A 15,121-nucleotide genomic window follows, 5' to 3' on the forward strand; every position below is an offset into this window, starting at 1 on the left:
CCTCGGCGGTGTGTGGAAAGAGTGTATCATGTTCTCTTTCCCACGTCTATACTAACAGAGCGTTAGCGAAGCATCTCAGCAACGTGAAGGAGATGGTTCGCTTCGCGCAGACGGTCAAGGGATGTCGCTTTGTATCGCAAACGCCGAAGCGGTCTACCCCTCCTGCAAAAACCATGTATTTCTGGCAGTGATTGCGCCTGAAAAATCAGTGCATAATAGTCATGCAGGAGGTGTATCAGGATGGAACACCCACAGCCTGACCGGCCCGTGGACGGGTGCTGTCTGGGATGTCTGGCAGCGCCGGTGCTGTTTCTCATCCTCAGCGCACTCTTTGGACCGGTCATCGGTTTTCTCGGCACACTGTTGATTGTACCGATGATTTCCTCCCCCAACAACGCGGAGGTAGACCCCCGAGACCCACCGTAGGAGGAACAGAGCACCGATGTCAGCGCAGGGCAAGCCCAAACTGGTGTGGCGCAAGCGCAGGAAGCCGGACGGGTCTTACGAGTGGATACTGGATACCCCCGACTGGTATGAGCGCGAGTTGCGTTGGAAAGAGTGGGATGAGAAGGTGCTCACCCCCTTGCTGAACGGCGTCTTTACGGTGAACCGCATCTTCACACGCGCCCTGTACAAAGGCATGGGTACGTTCTTCCGCGCGATGGAGGAGCGGCTCCTGGGTCCCCCTCCGCCCCCGCCGCCGCAACCGAAGAGTCGCCTGCTGCGTGCGCTCCGTGCGTTTGGAGATGCCCTCGACCGGGCGTTGGAGCGCGCTGTCTGCGGTCCACCGCTGGTGGCGATACTGAAGGTGTTCGTGGTATGGCCTCTGGTGCTTCTCCTGATGCCCGCGCTCATTCGGTTTCTGCGCTGGGTCATCGACTGGTATGCCACCTACGTGTTCCGATAGCCATGAACGCCCCAGTCCGTTTGCGTGGGCGGGTTAGTTCGCCTGCTGGTCCGTATCTGTCGACCTGAAGAGACCAACCAACCGCACAGACCCTTCGCTGACGCTCAGGGCACTGATGAGACATGCTTCTGTGCCGCTGTGCAGGACAGACCGTTGTTTTTCCCGTCGCGGCAAAAGCATGTCTGGCAGGGTGTTCATCGGCACTGCGTAACTCCTGAAATGCGTCAGGACGGACAGAGGCACATCACACAAGCAGTCCCCCAGACAAACAGCTGTCTCCACCCTCACCCGTCCCGAAGGACGGGTGCAACGCTGCATGACCAGCAGCAGGCGGCGGAGTCCGAAATGGTTTCAATCCTCACCCGTCCCGAAGGACGGGTGCAACTATCCACCCAGCGGCGTTCGAGCCGCTGATGGAGGTTTCAATCCTCACCCGTCCCGAAGGACGGGTGCAACCTATAGTGCTTATGGCGTGGAGGACGTGGTGGCGTCGTTTCAATCCTCACCCGTCCCGAAGGACGGGTGCAACGCCATCACTTCGGACGTTCCTGAACACCCAGGACCTGTTTCAATCCTCACCCGTCCCGAAGGACGGGTGCAACGGTCAGGTGCGGCCTGAGATAGACGTAGCCGCTCTGGTTTCAATCCTCACCCGTCCCGAAGGACGGGTGCAACCATGGAGGTAGAACAATGAAACAGATGTCGTTGTTTGTTTCAATCCTCACCCGTCCCGAAGGACGGGTGCAACTCGGAGTATGCCGACCGCGCAGCCCAGTTGTTTGCCGGTTTCAATCCTCACCCGTCCCGAAGGACGGGTGCAACTGTAACCTAAACCCTGCTTCATTAACGTCATTAAATGTTTCAATCCTCACCCGTCCCGAAGGACGGGTGCAACTTGCTAAATGGCTCGCGTATGTAAACTTTACAATTGTGTTTCAATCCTCACCCGTCCCGAAGGACGGGTGCAACTTGGTAGCCCAGAGCAAAGTACCGTACGCCCAACTGTTTCAATCCTCACCCGTCCCGAAGGACGGGTGCAACCTGTCAATGTCCAATTCTTCGATGATGTCTATGGAGGTTTCAATCCTCACCCGTCCCGAAGGACGGGTGCAACCGCTCCAGCAGACGCCGTTGCTGCCAAGCCCACTGGTTTCAATCCTCACCCGTCCCGAAGGACGGGTGCAACAATCCATAAGCGGCTGCCCTGTTCCAGCTCCAGGTGTTTCAATCCTCACCCGTCCCGAAGGACGGGTGCAACTCGAATAGCGAAGCTGCAGCGTCAGGGGATCTTGGTTTCAATCCTCACCCGTCCCGAAGGACGGGTGCAACGGAAGTGCGAGACAGTGGATTCAGTGTGGTGCATACCGTTTCAATCCTCACCCGTCCCGAAGGACGGGTGCAACGGTTGCAGACGCAGAACTCTGGGATTGCATTGGGAGTTTCAATCCTCACCCGTCCCGAAGGACGGGTGCAACCAGCTACTGGCAGCTGTTCAGCACCGGTACTGGTAGTTTCAATCCTCACCCGTCCCGAAGGACGGGTGCAACCCGGGGCGAAACTCTTTCGGAGGGATTGCCACACGTTTCAATCCTCACCCGTCCCGAAGGACGGGTGCAACATGGAAGTCGCGCAAGACTCTTGTTGCGTTTGCTGTTTCAATCCTCACCCGTCCCGAAGGACGGGTGCAACGTCGTACAACCGCGCTAAATTCAACACTCCGGTCGAATTTCCCGGCCCCGAAGGGGCTGGGAACCGCGCGGCGCACCACTCTACATGCTATTATACACGCTTTCAGCATATCTGTCAAGTAATCTGGCTTACATCCATGCCCGCGAACCTCACGCTTGCACCGTGATCAATTGGGGTTCGCGGAAATCTAGTGTCAGCAAGTATCGTAAACATCGTCTAAAAAAGCATAACAAAAGGCAATACACTAATGGAAATCTTATTATTGACATCAAAGTGACAATACGTTGAGTGCGAACCAGACGGGAACAGCTGTTCGCCGTGTCGCGGATTATAGCCGCCGCCTCCTGTGGCGACGCAGCTCATCCTGGGCGCAAAGGGTCGCTACCATCGCGGGTCACGCAGTGCGGCGGGCATCCATCGCAACCGCCTCTGGTCGGAAGGTATAATATTCGTGTTCACACTGTTGCAGGCGTTTCTGCGTCCCACAGGGGGTCGTCAGGAGGGAAGGGTTTGACGGGGAAATTGGTGGTGGGTATCACAGGCGCCAGTGGCGCGATGTACGCGGTGCGCTTCCTGCATCACGCGGCGCAGCACTTCGAGCAGCTGCTGGTCATCGCTTCGGAACATGCGCTGTCCGTCGCGCGGACGGAGCTGGGTCTGGACATCGATCCGCACGACCTTTGCGCTCAGAGCCTTCTGGGTAAAGATTACCCCAACATCGTGTTCCTGAACCCCAGAGACTATTTCACCCCGCCTGCCAGCGGCTCGTTCCGGCACGATGGCATGGTGATTATCCCCTGCTCGATGGGCACGGCAGGGCGCATCGCGCATGGCGTTTCGGATGACCTCCTCACCCGCGCGGCGGACGTCTGCCTGAAGGAGAGGCGGAAGCTGATTCTGGTGGTGCGCGAGACGCCGTTCAATCTGGTTCACCTGCGCACGCTCACTGCGCTCACGGAGGCGGGTGCAGTGGTGCTGCCTGCCGCGCCCGCGTTCTATCACCGTCCGCGCACGGTCGAGGAGCTGGTGGATACGGTGGTGGCGCGGGTGCTGCAGCTATTGGGGGTAGAACAGCAGATTATGCGCCAGTGGCAAGTTGAGGAGTAACTACACTGCAAGGAAAAAGCCCCCCGAAGGTATAAACTGGTACAATACGCACTCATTATCACCGTTCAAGGAGGCATTACTACTATGTCCGCGCGTTCCTTTCGCTGGACGTTGACCGTGCTCCTCATCATCCTCGGTCTGGTGGTGGGGTATCAGTCCACGCCGTGGTTCATCGAGACATTGAGGCGACTGCTGCCCACAGGCGCAGGTCAAGCCGACACTCCCAACATTCTGGACGACCGCAACTTTCAGCTCACCGTGCGGGTTGCGCTGACGGTGGTGGGCGGCTTGATCGGCGTCATCCTCAGCTCGGAGATATTCCGCTTCGTGCTGAACGTGCAGAAGCAGATCGAGAGCGCGTCCACCCGCGAGAAAATCGCCCTGACCGTCGGGGGCACGTTTGGCGTGCTGTTGACCGTGCCCTTTGCCGTGTTGTTCAGCCGATACGGGCTTGTCGGCATTCCGCTCACGCTGGTGGTGGGCATCACGTTTGTGTATCTCAGCACCGTGGCGGTGTTGAGCATGAAAGACCTGCGCGTGGTGCTTCCCACAACGGAAGGTGCTTTGGACGAAGAGACGCCCAGAATCAAGATTCTGGACACCAACGTGATTATCGACGGGCGGATTGCGGACATCTGCCGCACGGGCTTTATCGAGGGCCCCATCTACGTGCCGGGCTTCGTCATCGACGAGCTGCAGCATATCGCCGACTCGTCGGACTCGTTGCGTCGGGCGCGGGGCAGGCGCGGGCTGGACATCCTCAACCAGATGCAGAAGGAGCGGCATCTGGAGGTGCGCACCTACGACGACATGGCTGACCCCAACGAGCCGGTGGACAAGCGGCTGGTGAGCCTCGCCAAGAGCATCAACGGCGTGATAGTGACCAACGATTTCAACCTGAACAAGGTCGCCGAGCTGGAGGGCGTGCCGGTGCTGAACGTGAACGAGCTGGCGAACGCCCTCAAGCCGGTGGTACTGCCCGGTGAGGAGATGCGGGTGCGCATCATCAAGGAGGGCAACCAGCCCAATCAGGGCGTGGGCTACATGGACGACGGCACGATGATTGTGGTGGAAGGCGGGCGCGACTACATCGACCAGGATGTGGACGTGCTGGTGACCAGCGTGCTGCAGACGGTGGCGGGCAAGATGATTTTCGCCAGCGTGAAGACTTCGGAGAGCGAAGCCAGCGAATGGACAGACCTGCGCGCAGCGCGTCTGCGTCGGCGGCGGTAGGAAGTGGTGTGCGTGGAAGGCACCTGCGCCCTGATACTGGCGGCTGGCAGGGGCGAGCGGTTCGGGCGCGCCGGGGGCAAGCTGTGGTCGCTGGTGGGCGGCGTGCCCGTGTGGGGGTGGGCGGTGCGCGCCTTCCAGGAGCATCCCGAGGTAGACCACATCGTGCTGGTGGGCAGAGAGCAGGAGCTGCCCCGCCTGCGCGCGCAGACGGAACCGCTCGATAAAGTGGTGGCGGTGGTGCGCGGCGGGCGGGAGCGGTGGGAGTCGGTGCATCTGGGGCTCGAGGCGGTTCCCGCGCAGGACCGGTGGGTGCTGGTGCACGACGCGGCGCGGGCAGCGGTCTCCAGTGGGCTTATCTCGCGCGTGCTGCACGCCACCCGCCAAACCGGTGCCGCCATCCCCGCCCTGCGCGTGCCCGATACCGTCAAATGGGTGAACGCCGCAGGCGTGGTACAGCAGACCCTGCCCCGCGAAAGGCACGCCGGCGGCGAGACATGGCAGCTGATGGCGGTGCAGACGCCGCAGGGCTTCGCAGTGGACATCCTGCGCGAAGCATACCAGCGTTACGACTTCCGCGAGGGCGCACCGACCGACGACGCGATGCTGGTGGAGCGATTTTATCCGGTGAGCGTGGTGCCGGGCGACCCGGGCAACATCAAGTTGACCTACCCCGAAGACCTTGCACGGCTGGAGGCGATTCTGTTGGAGGGCGGCGAAACACGCACCGGTTTCGGTTACGACGTGCATCCCTTTGCGGAGGGGCGGCGGCTGATGCTGGGAGGGATACACATCCCTGCGCCACGGGGATTAGCCGGCCACTCCGACGCCGATGTGGTACTCCACGCGATTACCGATGCCCTGCTGGGCGCAGCGGGGATGGACGACATCGGCACGCACTTCCCCAATACCGACCCCGCCTACCGCGATGCCGACAGTGCGGAGCTGTTGCGCCTCGCGTGGGCAAGGATTCGGGAAGGCGGCTGGGGTCTGGTGAACGTGGACGTGACGGTGCTGGCGGAGACGCCCCGCCTGCGCCCCCACGTGCCCGCCATGCGCGAGCGCATCGCCTCGGTGCTGCAGGTGGACGTGGACAGGGTGAACATCAAAGCCACCACCAGCGAGCGCATGGGCTTCATCGGGCGCGAGGAGGGCATCGCCTGCTACGCCATCGCCACGCTGAGCAGGTATTGCTGGTGACGCTGTTTGCCATCGCGATGGGCTATGTGGAGGCAGCGGTGGTGGTGTACCTGCGTGCCCTGTATTACCCGGTGAAGCTGGGCGCGCTCCCGATACGCTTCACCCGCATTCCCGAGTTCGAGAACAGGATGCCCCCGAGCATGTTGCGTACCGAGATGGGGCGCGAGGTAGCCACCATCGTCATGCTCGCCACGCTGGCTCTGCGTTGCAGATGCTGGGGGTGTTCCTGCTGGCTTTCGGCGTGTGGGACATCTTCTACTACGTGTTCCTGAAGTGGCTGATTCGCTGGCCCGAGTCGCTGAAGACTCTGGATGTGCTGTTTTCGATACCGGTGCCATGGGTTGGTCCCGTGTGGCTACCGGTGACCGTTTCCGCGCTGATGGTGGTATGCGGGGTGTGGCTGATGATGGGTTCACCGGGGCTGCGTTAGGTCCAGTTCCTGTGTGCTACAGATATTCCAGTCACTGCCATGCCAGTGCAGGATAAATCCCCGCTGAATCTGCGATACATGCGGGCAGGGGGGCGACGCCACACACGCATCCGGCTCGGGCGTGCCCAGAGCCACCTTCAGCTCCACACCGTTTGGGGTGCGTTCCACGCCCAGCGGCGCCAGACCCTGCGCCGCATAGTACCAGAGCTGTTCCAGCACCAGCGGGGGAAAATCTTCTGGCAGAGCAACCTCCGACAGGTGATACTGCGTGTAGGCACGCAGAAAGCGCGACAACGCGATGTTCAGCAGAGAACGCTCTTTGCATATCAGGTGCACGCAACAGTCGCTTCGTATCTCGGCATACAGAAGGTTACCGATTACCGTGTCCACCAGCTCGTGCCACAGCGCGGAGGTGAATGTGTCGACCACCAGGCGGTTCAAATCAAGGGGTTCCAGTTCCTCAGGCAAGAGGGCGGTGTCCGCAAACTGAAGGCGCTCGAGCGACTGGAAGGGCAGATGGTGCATGTGCTGTGCCGGCACGAGCTGGAAGGAAGAAGGTACTGAGTGTGCTTGCAGTCCGCGTCCTTGAAACCACTCCGCAGGCACAGGACTGAACACCAGCAGATGCCTCCCCTGCAGATGCTTCTGGAAGATGTCCACGCAGGGACGCATGGAAAAAGGTGTGCAGTATAAGGCGAACACACCTTCCTGTGCGCGAACATGCATGTGCATCGGCTTGTACAGGACATACTCGGGGATAATGTTGCCCTCGCCACCTGCAGTATCACGGGTACCTGTCATATCATAAAAACCCATCCTTTCCACAGGTGAAAACCGGCACGTAACGGCAAGCGGGTCCGGCGTGGGACCGTGAAGGAGATGGTAAATAAAGTATAACACAATAATTGTCGTATCGGCAAATCTGTATGAGGGTTTTCCGGCAAATCTGCCAAATCCCATCCAGACGGCCCGTTGGGCATGTTTTTTCGGCTCACCTAGGAGTATCCGCTAGGGTTCGCGCTGGAACATGGCTTCCATTTCATCGCGGGTGATGAGTATCTCGCGGGGTTTCGCGCCGTCCAGCGGTCCCACGATGCCTCGCTTTTCCATCATGTCGATCAGCCGTGCGGCGCGGGTGTAGCCGATTTTGAACCGTCGCTGTAGCAGACTGGTGGAAGCGTGCCCGTTCATCACCACGAGGCGTACCGCCGGCTCGAAGAGCTCGTCTTCGTCTTCCTCTTCGATGTCGTCGCGCGTGCTGAAGCCGCTGTCGATGGGGGTCAGCGTGTATTCGGGCACGCCCTGCTGCTTCAGGAACTTGACCAGTGCCTCCACCTCTTGCTCACTGATGTAGCACCCCTGAATGCGGGTGGGCTTGGAGGCGTCGATGGGCAGGAACAGCATATCCCCCCGCCCGATGAGCCGTTCCGCGCCCGCCATGTCCAGAATGGTGCGGCTGTCCACCTGCGAGGAGACCGCAAACGCGATACGCGAGGAGATGTTCGCCTTGATGGTACCCGTGATAACGTCCACCGAGGGGCGCTGTGTGGCGATGACCAGATGGATACCCGTCGCCCGTGCCAGCTGAGCCAGCCGGCAGATCGAGGTTTCCACTTCCGCCGCCGCCTGCATCATCAGGTCTGCCAGCTCATCCACCACAATCACCACGTAGGGCAGTTTCTCCTCCTCGCCCACGCGCGAGTTGTAGCCGTCGATGTTGCGCACGCCGGTGCGGGAGAAGAGGTCATACCGCCGCTCCATCTCCTTAATGGCGGCGCGCAGGATGCCCGATGCCTGCTTCACGTCCTTCACCACCGGGCACATCAGGTGCGGGATGCCGTCAAACAGCGACAGCTCCACCCGCTTGGGGTCGATCATGATGAACTTCACCTCGCGCGGCGTGGCGCGATACAGGATGCTGGCAATCAGCGCGTTCAGACACATGCTCTTACCGGAGTTGGTCGCCCCTCCGATGAGCAGGTGCGGCATCTTGGCGAGGTCGGCATAGCGGTTCTCGTTGCCCACATCCTTGCCCAGAGCGAAGGTAAGCAGCGAAGGGGCGTTGCGGAACTCGTCGGTGTCGATTACCTCCCGCAGGGTGACGATACGCGGGTTATCGTTGGGCACTTCCACGCCGATGGCGGATTTGCCCGGAATGGGTGCCTCCACGCGCACGTCGATTGCCGCCAGCGCCATCGCCAGATTGTCCGCCAGGCTGACGATTTTGCTCACCTTGATGCCGGGCGCCAGCTGCACCTCGTAGCGGGTGACTGTGGGACCGTGCGCGATTTCCACCACGTTCGCGCCGATGCCGAACTCGTCCAGAGTCTGCTCGAGGATGCGGATTTTTTCGGAGAGCTCCGCCTGAATCCGCTTGGGGGGCGGCGCGGGTTCCTTCAGCAACGACAGGGGCGGGTACTCATACTCTTCCACCATCTCACCGTTCAACGGCGCGACCGCCGGGGTGGACTCGCGGGCGAGCCGTTGCTGTACCGCTTCTATCAGGTTGGAGCTGCGCTTCGGAGCAGGAGCCTGTGCCACGGCGCGATTGTCACTGCTTGCCAGTGTGCGCTTCACATCCTCTTTGCCCGCTTTTCGCGCCGCCCCTGCTCCCTTCTCCTTCACCGTACGCGCCCCCTGCTGCGCCAGCTGGAATCCCCTGACCCAGCCTGCAATCGTACGCCGGGCGATGTCGACGAACGGCAGGTCCACAATCAGCAGCACCGCGATGATGGTGAGAGCCGTCAGCACAATATACACCGCTGCCAGATTGAGCAAAGAATGCACGGCATAGACTATCACACCACCGATGTAGCCACCACCCACACGCAGGCTTTCGGCAGAGAAGTTGCGCTCGAAGGGCACGCGCAGCGCGTGTGCCCATCCCGTAAACGTGAGGAACAACAGCACTGCGCCCCACGAGGTGTTGGTGAAGGAGAAACGCTCGTAGCCGATGAGGAATAACGTGCCCAGCAGCATCAGCAACAGCGGCACGGCAAATGCCCCAAGCCCTGCCAGCCGACGCAGTAACTCGCTCAGCCATTGCCCCAGGTAGCCGTTCTCGGCGGTGGTCAGGCTCACCAGCACCACCGCGCCGAGCGTAAACAGCACGATACCCACGATGTCGTACACTCGCCGGCTGATGACCACCGGAGAGACGGGTTCCGGTTTGCGAATACGGGTGGACATAGGCAATGCCCCCTTCGCGTGCCGAAGGTGAGATGAGATTACCATTACCGCTATTATACCGACATCTGGCGTTTCCCTGCATCCTTTGACAGCACAGCCCGAACACGGTACAATAGGCAGCGGAGCCTGATATGGAGGAAACCCGTGTACCTGAAACTGATTGCCTGCGAGGTGCTTACCCGCGAGGTCTGTCGTCATGTGGCAGATAGCCCGCACACGATAGACCTGGAGTTTACCCCGAAAGGCGCGCATGACGACAGCGAGACGTTGCGTGCGCTTATCCAGTCGCGCATCGACGAAGCGGAAGCCTCGCCGCTGGGATATGGCTTGTGTGGCAACTCCACGCTGAGTCTCACAGCGCGCCGCACGCGGCTGGTCATCCCACGAGCGCACGATTGCTGCACCCTGTTTCTCGGCCAGCACTTTGCGGATGCACCCAGCACCCCTTTTAGCGCGCTGGGCTACATGGAGCGCGACGGAGCCTACACCCGCACCGGGCTGTATGCTACTCTGGAAGAGTATATCGCCCGCTACGGCGAAGAGAACGGCAGATACATCTTCGAGACGCTTTACACAAGCATGAAAGCCGCCGAAGGCAACCGGGTGGTGTTCATCGACCTGCCCGAGACCCGGCACCTGAACGCGCCCTCGCCGAGGCGGAAGGCAAAGAACTCGTGGTGCTGGAAGGCAGCAGCCGACTGTTGCGCAAGCTGATTCACGGCGAATGGGATGACGATTTCCTCATCGTACACCCGGGACAGCGCGTCGTCGGCGTGTACGACTGGGAAGAAGTGATCCGGGCGGAGTAACAGACCGCCTAAGGTGTCACCACGTTCATCCCTATCTGTGCTTTGTCGCCCGCTTCGTTGACGATGCCCTCCTGCCCACGAAAGCGGTTGCCCGTCACTGTGGCGCAGTCTATGCCGGAGCCCAACCGGATGTGCGTTTTGCCCCTGTCCATAAAGTCACAGCCGATGACGGTGAGGCCACCTCGTTGCGCGTCGATGCAGGGCGCACCCGTCTTCTTCCGGTCCCAGCCGTTGAAATGGCAACCGTTGAAGAAGGTGTGCCCTCTGCCCTTCAACACCGCGTGGCTTTCGGTGGTATCTACACCCCAGAAACCGCAGGCGGTGAACTTGACCGGCCCCGGGTTGGTCTCTTCGATCTCGATGCCTGCCATGAACTGACCGTTCACGAAGGAGATGCCTGCGTGTTCCATGACGTGTTCCACCCGCACCGCGATGGGACCTACGTCGGAACCGCATTGCGTCAGCAACACGTTTGCCGAGCCTGCCTTGGTGCGGATGAACTGAAAGCCGATTTTGTAGCCGATGCAGAAGCAGTTACTCATGTACTCCCAGTCGGTGCGCCCGATGATGAAGGCGATGCCTTCACGCTCGATGAACTGCTTGAGTGGGGTCTGCCACACCTCCCAGAAGGGCCAGATGTGCAGGTTCTCCACCCTGCCGATGTCATAGCACTGGTCGATGTACAGCCCGCGGTACAGCGCCTGCATGCCCACGTTGCGGATGAAGTGCCTGCCTGCGGGGAACGTACCGAAGTCGATGCCCTGATAGGGGTTCACGAGTAGCACGTCTACCAGCGTGCAGTTATCGCCGATGCCCCGAATCGTCCAGGGATAGGGATGCGGCGGGTCTTGCTGCACCTGTTCAGGATAGAAGATGGTGATGCCGTGCAGGGTACCGTTCTGGCGCAGGGCGATGAACGGCGTGCCGTCTATCTGCCCCTTGCCCGCCACCGCCAGCAGGGTGCTTCCCTTAAGATGCGATTGCATCGTGGGTCCGCGAAACACGCCCTCCAGCACGACGTTCTCGCGCACCTCCAGCGTGCCCGCAATCAGGTAGTCCCCGCGCGGAACGAACACGATATTTCCGCCCATCGCATGCGCGGCATCGATGGCTTTCTGGAAGGCTTCTGTGTCGTCGCTTTTGCCATCGCCCTTCGCGCCAAAGTCCCGCACGTTCAGCACGCCTTTGGGTTCTTCCTCTGGTGGAACGCTTGCTCGGGCTATGTGCATCCCTGCCCCCTCAGTGAAAGCGGTCAGTGCCGCCAGCGAACCGATGCCTTTCAGTAAGCTCCTGCGCAGGAAAACGAAGTCATCCATCTCTACATGCTCCTCAAGACGGTATTTGCCTTCCGATTCGCCGGCGACGAGGCCTTTCCTGTGCCACTTGTCCCACAGGTGATAGGCATTGATGGCGCGGCTCACGTGCCGCAAACTAATCATCCCCGATGGCGCCGAAGTTGCTCACGAGGATGCCGAAGTCAAATAGCGTCACCTCCTCGTCCCCGTCTAAATCCGCCTCTGCGTTCCAGTTACTGTCGCCGGACATACTGCCAAAAGCCGCCACCAGCGCGCCGAAGTCAAACAGCGTCACCTCGTTATCTCCGTCTACGTCTCCGTTCACCAGAGAGAAGTTCGCCACGCCACCGCCCACGATGGATACACCGGGTAGAGTGTGCCTCAACCAGTGCGACGCCTTCGCCGAGAGGTCGTACACTCCATCCAGCGGAGCCACCAGCGAATACGCCCCCGATGCGTTCAGTGCGAGCGTGTACACCTGCAACGGAACGAGACTGCCTGGGGCACGTATCTGCAGTTCCACCGGGATGCTGGTGGGGTTTCCACCGAAACTGAGCAGTCTCACTATCCCGCGGAGCGTGGCGTAGCGTACGAACCAGAAGCCGTCGGTGAGGTCAAGATTGCCTCCGGTGTGCAGCGGGGTGGCTCCGAGCGCCACAGGTTGTCCGATGGTGCTGCCGAGTGAGAAGTTTCCTCCGGTGCTGAAGGTGACGCCTCCGCCTGCGATAACACCCCACGAGAGGTCATAATTACCACCCGATTGCCCGTAGCCTGCTGTGGCAATCGCCATCAGCCACAGGATACAGAGTGCTGTTCTCATGTGGTTTGCCTCCTTGTCTTTACACGACGTCGTCAAGATGCCCGCTCCCCTCTCCCGAAGCGTCGGGAGAGGGGGTGGGGTGAGGGCTACTTTTTCATCGGCAGTTCCTGCTCCTGTTCCGGACGGTAGTGAATGCCCAGCTCCTTCGGCTGACCGTACAGCTCGGGATGCAGGTACTTGCCCCGATGCTCCGGAGTCTTCGGCTGTTCGGTGCGGTAGCCATATTCCTGAACCCAGCGGTCGTTGCGGATGGCTTTCACCTCCCACGACACCTTCTTGCCCGGCGCACCGCCTGCAATCTTAAATCGGTTGTTCTGGATTTCCACCGCCACATGCAGGTTGGGCATCGGCGCGCCGATGGCAGTCAGGTGGTAGGACGGGTCGCGATTGATGGCTTCGAAGTAGTCGGGCAGCAGCACCCATGCCTCCCCGCGTGCGTCCAGAACGACGGTTCCACGATAGATGTTGTAGGGTTCCGGTCCCTCCGCGCTGAAGTGGTTCAGGACGGCGTTTTCGGGGTGGAGTGGGTGGTCAATCTGGAACGATTTCGTGCCCGTGGCGGCAAATCGCCCAGCTGAATAGACACCATAGCCAGAGGAACTGTCGCTCCGACCATACACGCCGTAATTGGTGCCGCTAGTAGCAGTCGCCCAACCGTATACGCCCCGTCCCGACGTGCTGTCGCTCTGACCATACACTCCGAGGGCGCTACCGCTGGTGGCGTAAGCCCAACCAGCCACGCCGTAGCCAGAGGGGCTGGCGCTCTCACCCAAAACGCCGATAGTGTCTCCGCTGGTGGCGGAGGACCAGCCGTAGACTCCACGACCGGACGTGCTGGAGCTCTGACCAAACACGCCGTAGGTGTAGCCGCTGGACGCGGAAGCCCAGCCGTACACGCCACGACCGGACGAGCTGTTGCTCCGACCATACACGCCGAAAGTCGTTCCGGAAGAGGCGGTTGCATATCCGAGCACCCCGCGTCCGTCGGTACTGCCGCTCTCGAACCAGCCACCATAGGCGAATCCGCTGGAGGCGTCGGTTGCTCCCAAAACGCCGATGTAGGGCGAGTTTCCCACGACGCCTCTGCCGGTGCTGCTGCGACTGATTCCATATACCCCTGCGTTGTAACCACTGGATGCGCTGGCTTCACCGTACACACCGTAGCCATCCGTGCTGGAGGTGCGCCCATGCACGCCGTAAGCCTCGCCGCCAGAGGCGCTCGCGATACCGCGCACACCTAAAGCCGGTGATTCGCCCTGCACGCCGCATCCCAGCGGACTCACCGCCTCGAAAAGTCCACCGTAGGTCCATCCGAAGGCGGCGCTTGCCCAGCCACGGACCGCCTTGCCGCGGTCGCTACTGGTCTGACCATACACTCCCGCGTTATCGCCGGTCGTGCTTCCAGCGAAGCCAAAGACCCCCCTGCCCGTTTCCGCGTAGGACGCACCTTCCACACCGAGAGACCATAGCCCGCTTCCCCGGTTGACAAACCGCGCGGATGGCGCGTTGATACTGCTTTCCACATGAAGCGGGCTGTCCGGACGGTTCGTGCCGATACCCACCTTGCCCGCGAGATAGTAAATATCGGTGCCGGAGGCTTGCCAGTAGGCGTCCTGCAGGTCCGCCGCGGGAGACCATGCACTGCCATCCCATTTCAGCACCTGTCCCAAGCCGGGCGCAGTGTTTGCCACCGGGCGTCCCCGAAGACCAACCACGGAGGGGGTGGGGTAGGTACCGCTGAGGTCCCCGCCGGCAGGACCTCCGGGTGGGAAGCTGCTGGGCACACCGGTAATCCCGCTCCATGGTACGCTCTGCGATGAAGAAGACGAAAGAGATAGAACACTGTATGGAGCGTAGTTTACCCTGACCCGGGGCGAGAGTATCGTGTAACTACCGGTGCTGTTCCCCGGGCGTACGCCAATCTCCAGGTAGCGGTCGTAACCGTTCCACACCGCGCCAAAGTCCAGCGACACGGTAAACAATCCGCCGGTTACCTTCTGGTCGTCCACGGTGATGGTGCCGATGGGTCGCCCGATCCCCGAGGGAAACTCGTACAGGTGGAAAACGAAATCGTAGAGTCCATCCGCGGGAACGCCTTTTTCTTTGAGCATCCCCTGATAGGTGAACGGTTGCGCGAACGCTTGCAAGCAGCACACCAGGAGAAAGGTCGCTGATGCCATTGCCAGAATGGGCGACTTGAGTGGTTTCATCACGGTTCCTCCTTTCCAGAGTGACCCTCTATAACGGGGAAGGCTGAGGCGAGGGGGCGAACGGCGAAGGAAGCGGCTTTTCGTCCTCCTTCGCGAGAGCCTTCTGCATCGAGGACATCCTAACACAGGGCGCACAGCAATGTCAAGCTGGTCGGAGGGTGTTGTGGTTTCCAATTTGAAATGTCCTATTTTATTCCCAATTTGAAATGTCACATCGTCTTAATCCCCGGAAATA

General features: G+C 60.7%; 14 protein-coding genes and 1 CRISPR repeat array. Of the genes, 9 read left to right on the top strand and 5 right to left on the bottom strand.

From position 1 onward, the window contains the following. From K6U75_16725 to K6U75_16760, 8 genes are all read left to right on the top strand, one after another. Positions 1 to 191 (top strand): hypothetical protein (locus tag K6U75_16725; GenBank protein ID MCL6476677.1); only part of this gene is annotated, 191 nt, incomplete at its 5' end. A gap of 49 nt (positions 192 to 240) precedes the next feature. Next, positions 241 to 426: a hypothetical protein gene (locus tag K6U75_16730; protein MCL6476678.1), complete on the top strand. Its 186-nt coding sequence runs from the start codon at positions 241 to 243 to the stop codon at positions 424 to 426. 16 nt (positions 427 to 442) lie between these two features. Then, positions 443 to 907: a hypothetical protein gene (locus K6U75_16735; protein MCL6476679.1), complete on the top strand. Its 465-nt coding sequence runs from the start codon at positions 443 to 445 to the stop codon at positions 905 to 907. Between the two features lie 274 nt (positions 908 to 1,181). Beyond that, positions 1,182 to 2,596: direct repeats of the CRISPR family, unit length 37 nt; unit sequence GTTTCAATCCTCACCCGTCCCGAAGGACGGGTGCAAC. A gap of 510 nt (positions 2,597 to 3,106) precedes the next feature. After that, entirely contained in the window at positions 3,107 to 3,703 is a 597-nt protein-coding gene (locus tag K6U75_16740; protein ID MCL6476680.1) for a UbiX family flavin prenyltransferase, read from the top strand. An 84-nt stretch (positions 3,704 to 3,787) separates the two neighbouring features. Continuing rightward, complete coding sequence (locus K6U75_16745) at positions 3,788 to 4,936, top strand: TRAM domain-containing protein (GenBank protein ID MCL6476681.1); 1,149 nt, start codon at positions 3,788 to 3,790, stop codon at positions 4,934 to 4,936. Between the two features lie 3 nt (positions 4,937 to 4,939). Beyond that, on the top strand, positions 4,940 to 6,133 hold the full coding sequence (gene ispF / locus K6U75_16750; protein ID MCL6476682.1) for a 2-C-methyl-D-erythritol 2,4-cyclodiphosphate synthase: 1,194 nt from the start codon (positions 4,940 to 4,942) through the stop codon (positions 6,131 to 6,133). Beyond that, positions 6,130 to 6,405, top strand: a complete 276-nt coding sequence (locus K6U75_16755; GenBank protein MCL6476683.1) for a hypothetical protein — start codon at positions 6,130 to 6,132, stop codon at positions 6,403 to 6,405. The genes ispF and K6U75_16755 overlap by 4 nt, the downstream gene beginning before the upstream one ends. Next, positions 6,354 to 6,563 carry a hypothetical protein gene (locus K6U75_16760; protein ID MCL6476684.1) on the top strand — a complete coding sequence of 70 codons (210 nt, stop codon included), beginning with the start codon at positions 6,354 to 6,356 and terminating at the stop codon, positions 6,561 to 6,563. The genes K6U75_16755 and K6U75_16760 overlap by 52 nt, the downstream gene beginning before the upstream one ends. On the opposite strand, the gene K6U75_16765 is transcribed toward K6U75_16760, so the two are convergent. Continuing rightward, positions 6,546 to 7,364 carry a hypothetical protein gene (locus K6U75_16765; GenBank protein MCL6476685.1) on the bottom strand — a complete coding sequence of 273 codons (819 nt, stop codon included), beginning with the start codon at positions 7,362 to 7,364 and terminating at the stop codon, positions 6,546 to 6,548. The two genes, K6U75_16760 and K6U75_16765, sit on opposite strands and share 18 nt — an antisense overlap. Before the next feature lie 207 nt (positions 7,365 to 7,571). Further along, positions 7,572 to 9,752 carry a DNA translocase FtsK gene (locus K6U75_16770; protein MCL6476686.1) on the bottom strand — a complete coding sequence of 727 codons (2,181 nt, stop codon included), beginning with the start codon at positions 9,750 to 9,752 and terminating at the stop codon, positions 7,572 to 7,574. A gap of 144 nt (positions 9,753 to 9,896) precedes the next feature. On the opposite strand from K6U75_16770, the gene K6U75_16775 reads away from it, so the two are divergent. Next, positions 9,897 to 10,466, top strand: a complete 570-nt coding sequence (locus K6U75_16775; protein ID MCL6476687.1) for a DUF1638 domain-containing protein — start codon at positions 9,897 to 9,899, stop codon at positions 10,464 to 10,466. A gap of 103 nt (positions 10,467 to 10,569) precedes the next feature. Here the strand turns inward: K6U75_16775 and K6U75_16780 are convergent, their stop codons facing one another. The 3 genes from K6U75_16780 to K6U75_16790 all read right to left on the bottom strand — a co-directional run bounded on the left by K6U75_16780 (position 10,570) and on the right by K6U75_16790 (position 14,886). After that, a complete protein-coding gene (locus K6U75_16780) occupies positions 10,570 to 12,000 on the bottom strand; it encodes a glycoside hydrolase family 55 protein (protein ID MCL6476688.1) in 1,431 nt (476 codons plus the stop codon). Continuing rightward, positions 11,993 to 12,676: a hypothetical protein gene (locus K6U75_16785; GenBank protein MCL6476689.1), complete on the bottom strand. Its 684-nt coding sequence runs from the start codon at positions 12,674 to 12,676 to the stop codon at positions 11,993 to 11,995. Before K6U75_16785 ends, K6U75_16780 begins: the two co-directional genes overlap by 8 nt. 86 nt (positions 12,677 to 12,762) lie before the next feature. Next, complete coding sequence (locus K6U75_16790; protein MCL6476690.1) at positions 12,763 to 14,886, bottom strand: hypothetical protein; 2,124 nt, start codon at positions 14,884 to 14,886, stop codon at positions 12,763 to 12,765. Positions 14,887 to 15,121: the final 235 nt, after the last annotated feature.

The organism is Bacillota bacterium (genome assembly GCA_023511455.1).
Taxonomy (GTDB): domain Bacteria; phylum Armatimonadota; class HRBIN16; order HRBIN16; family HRBIN16; genus HRBIN16.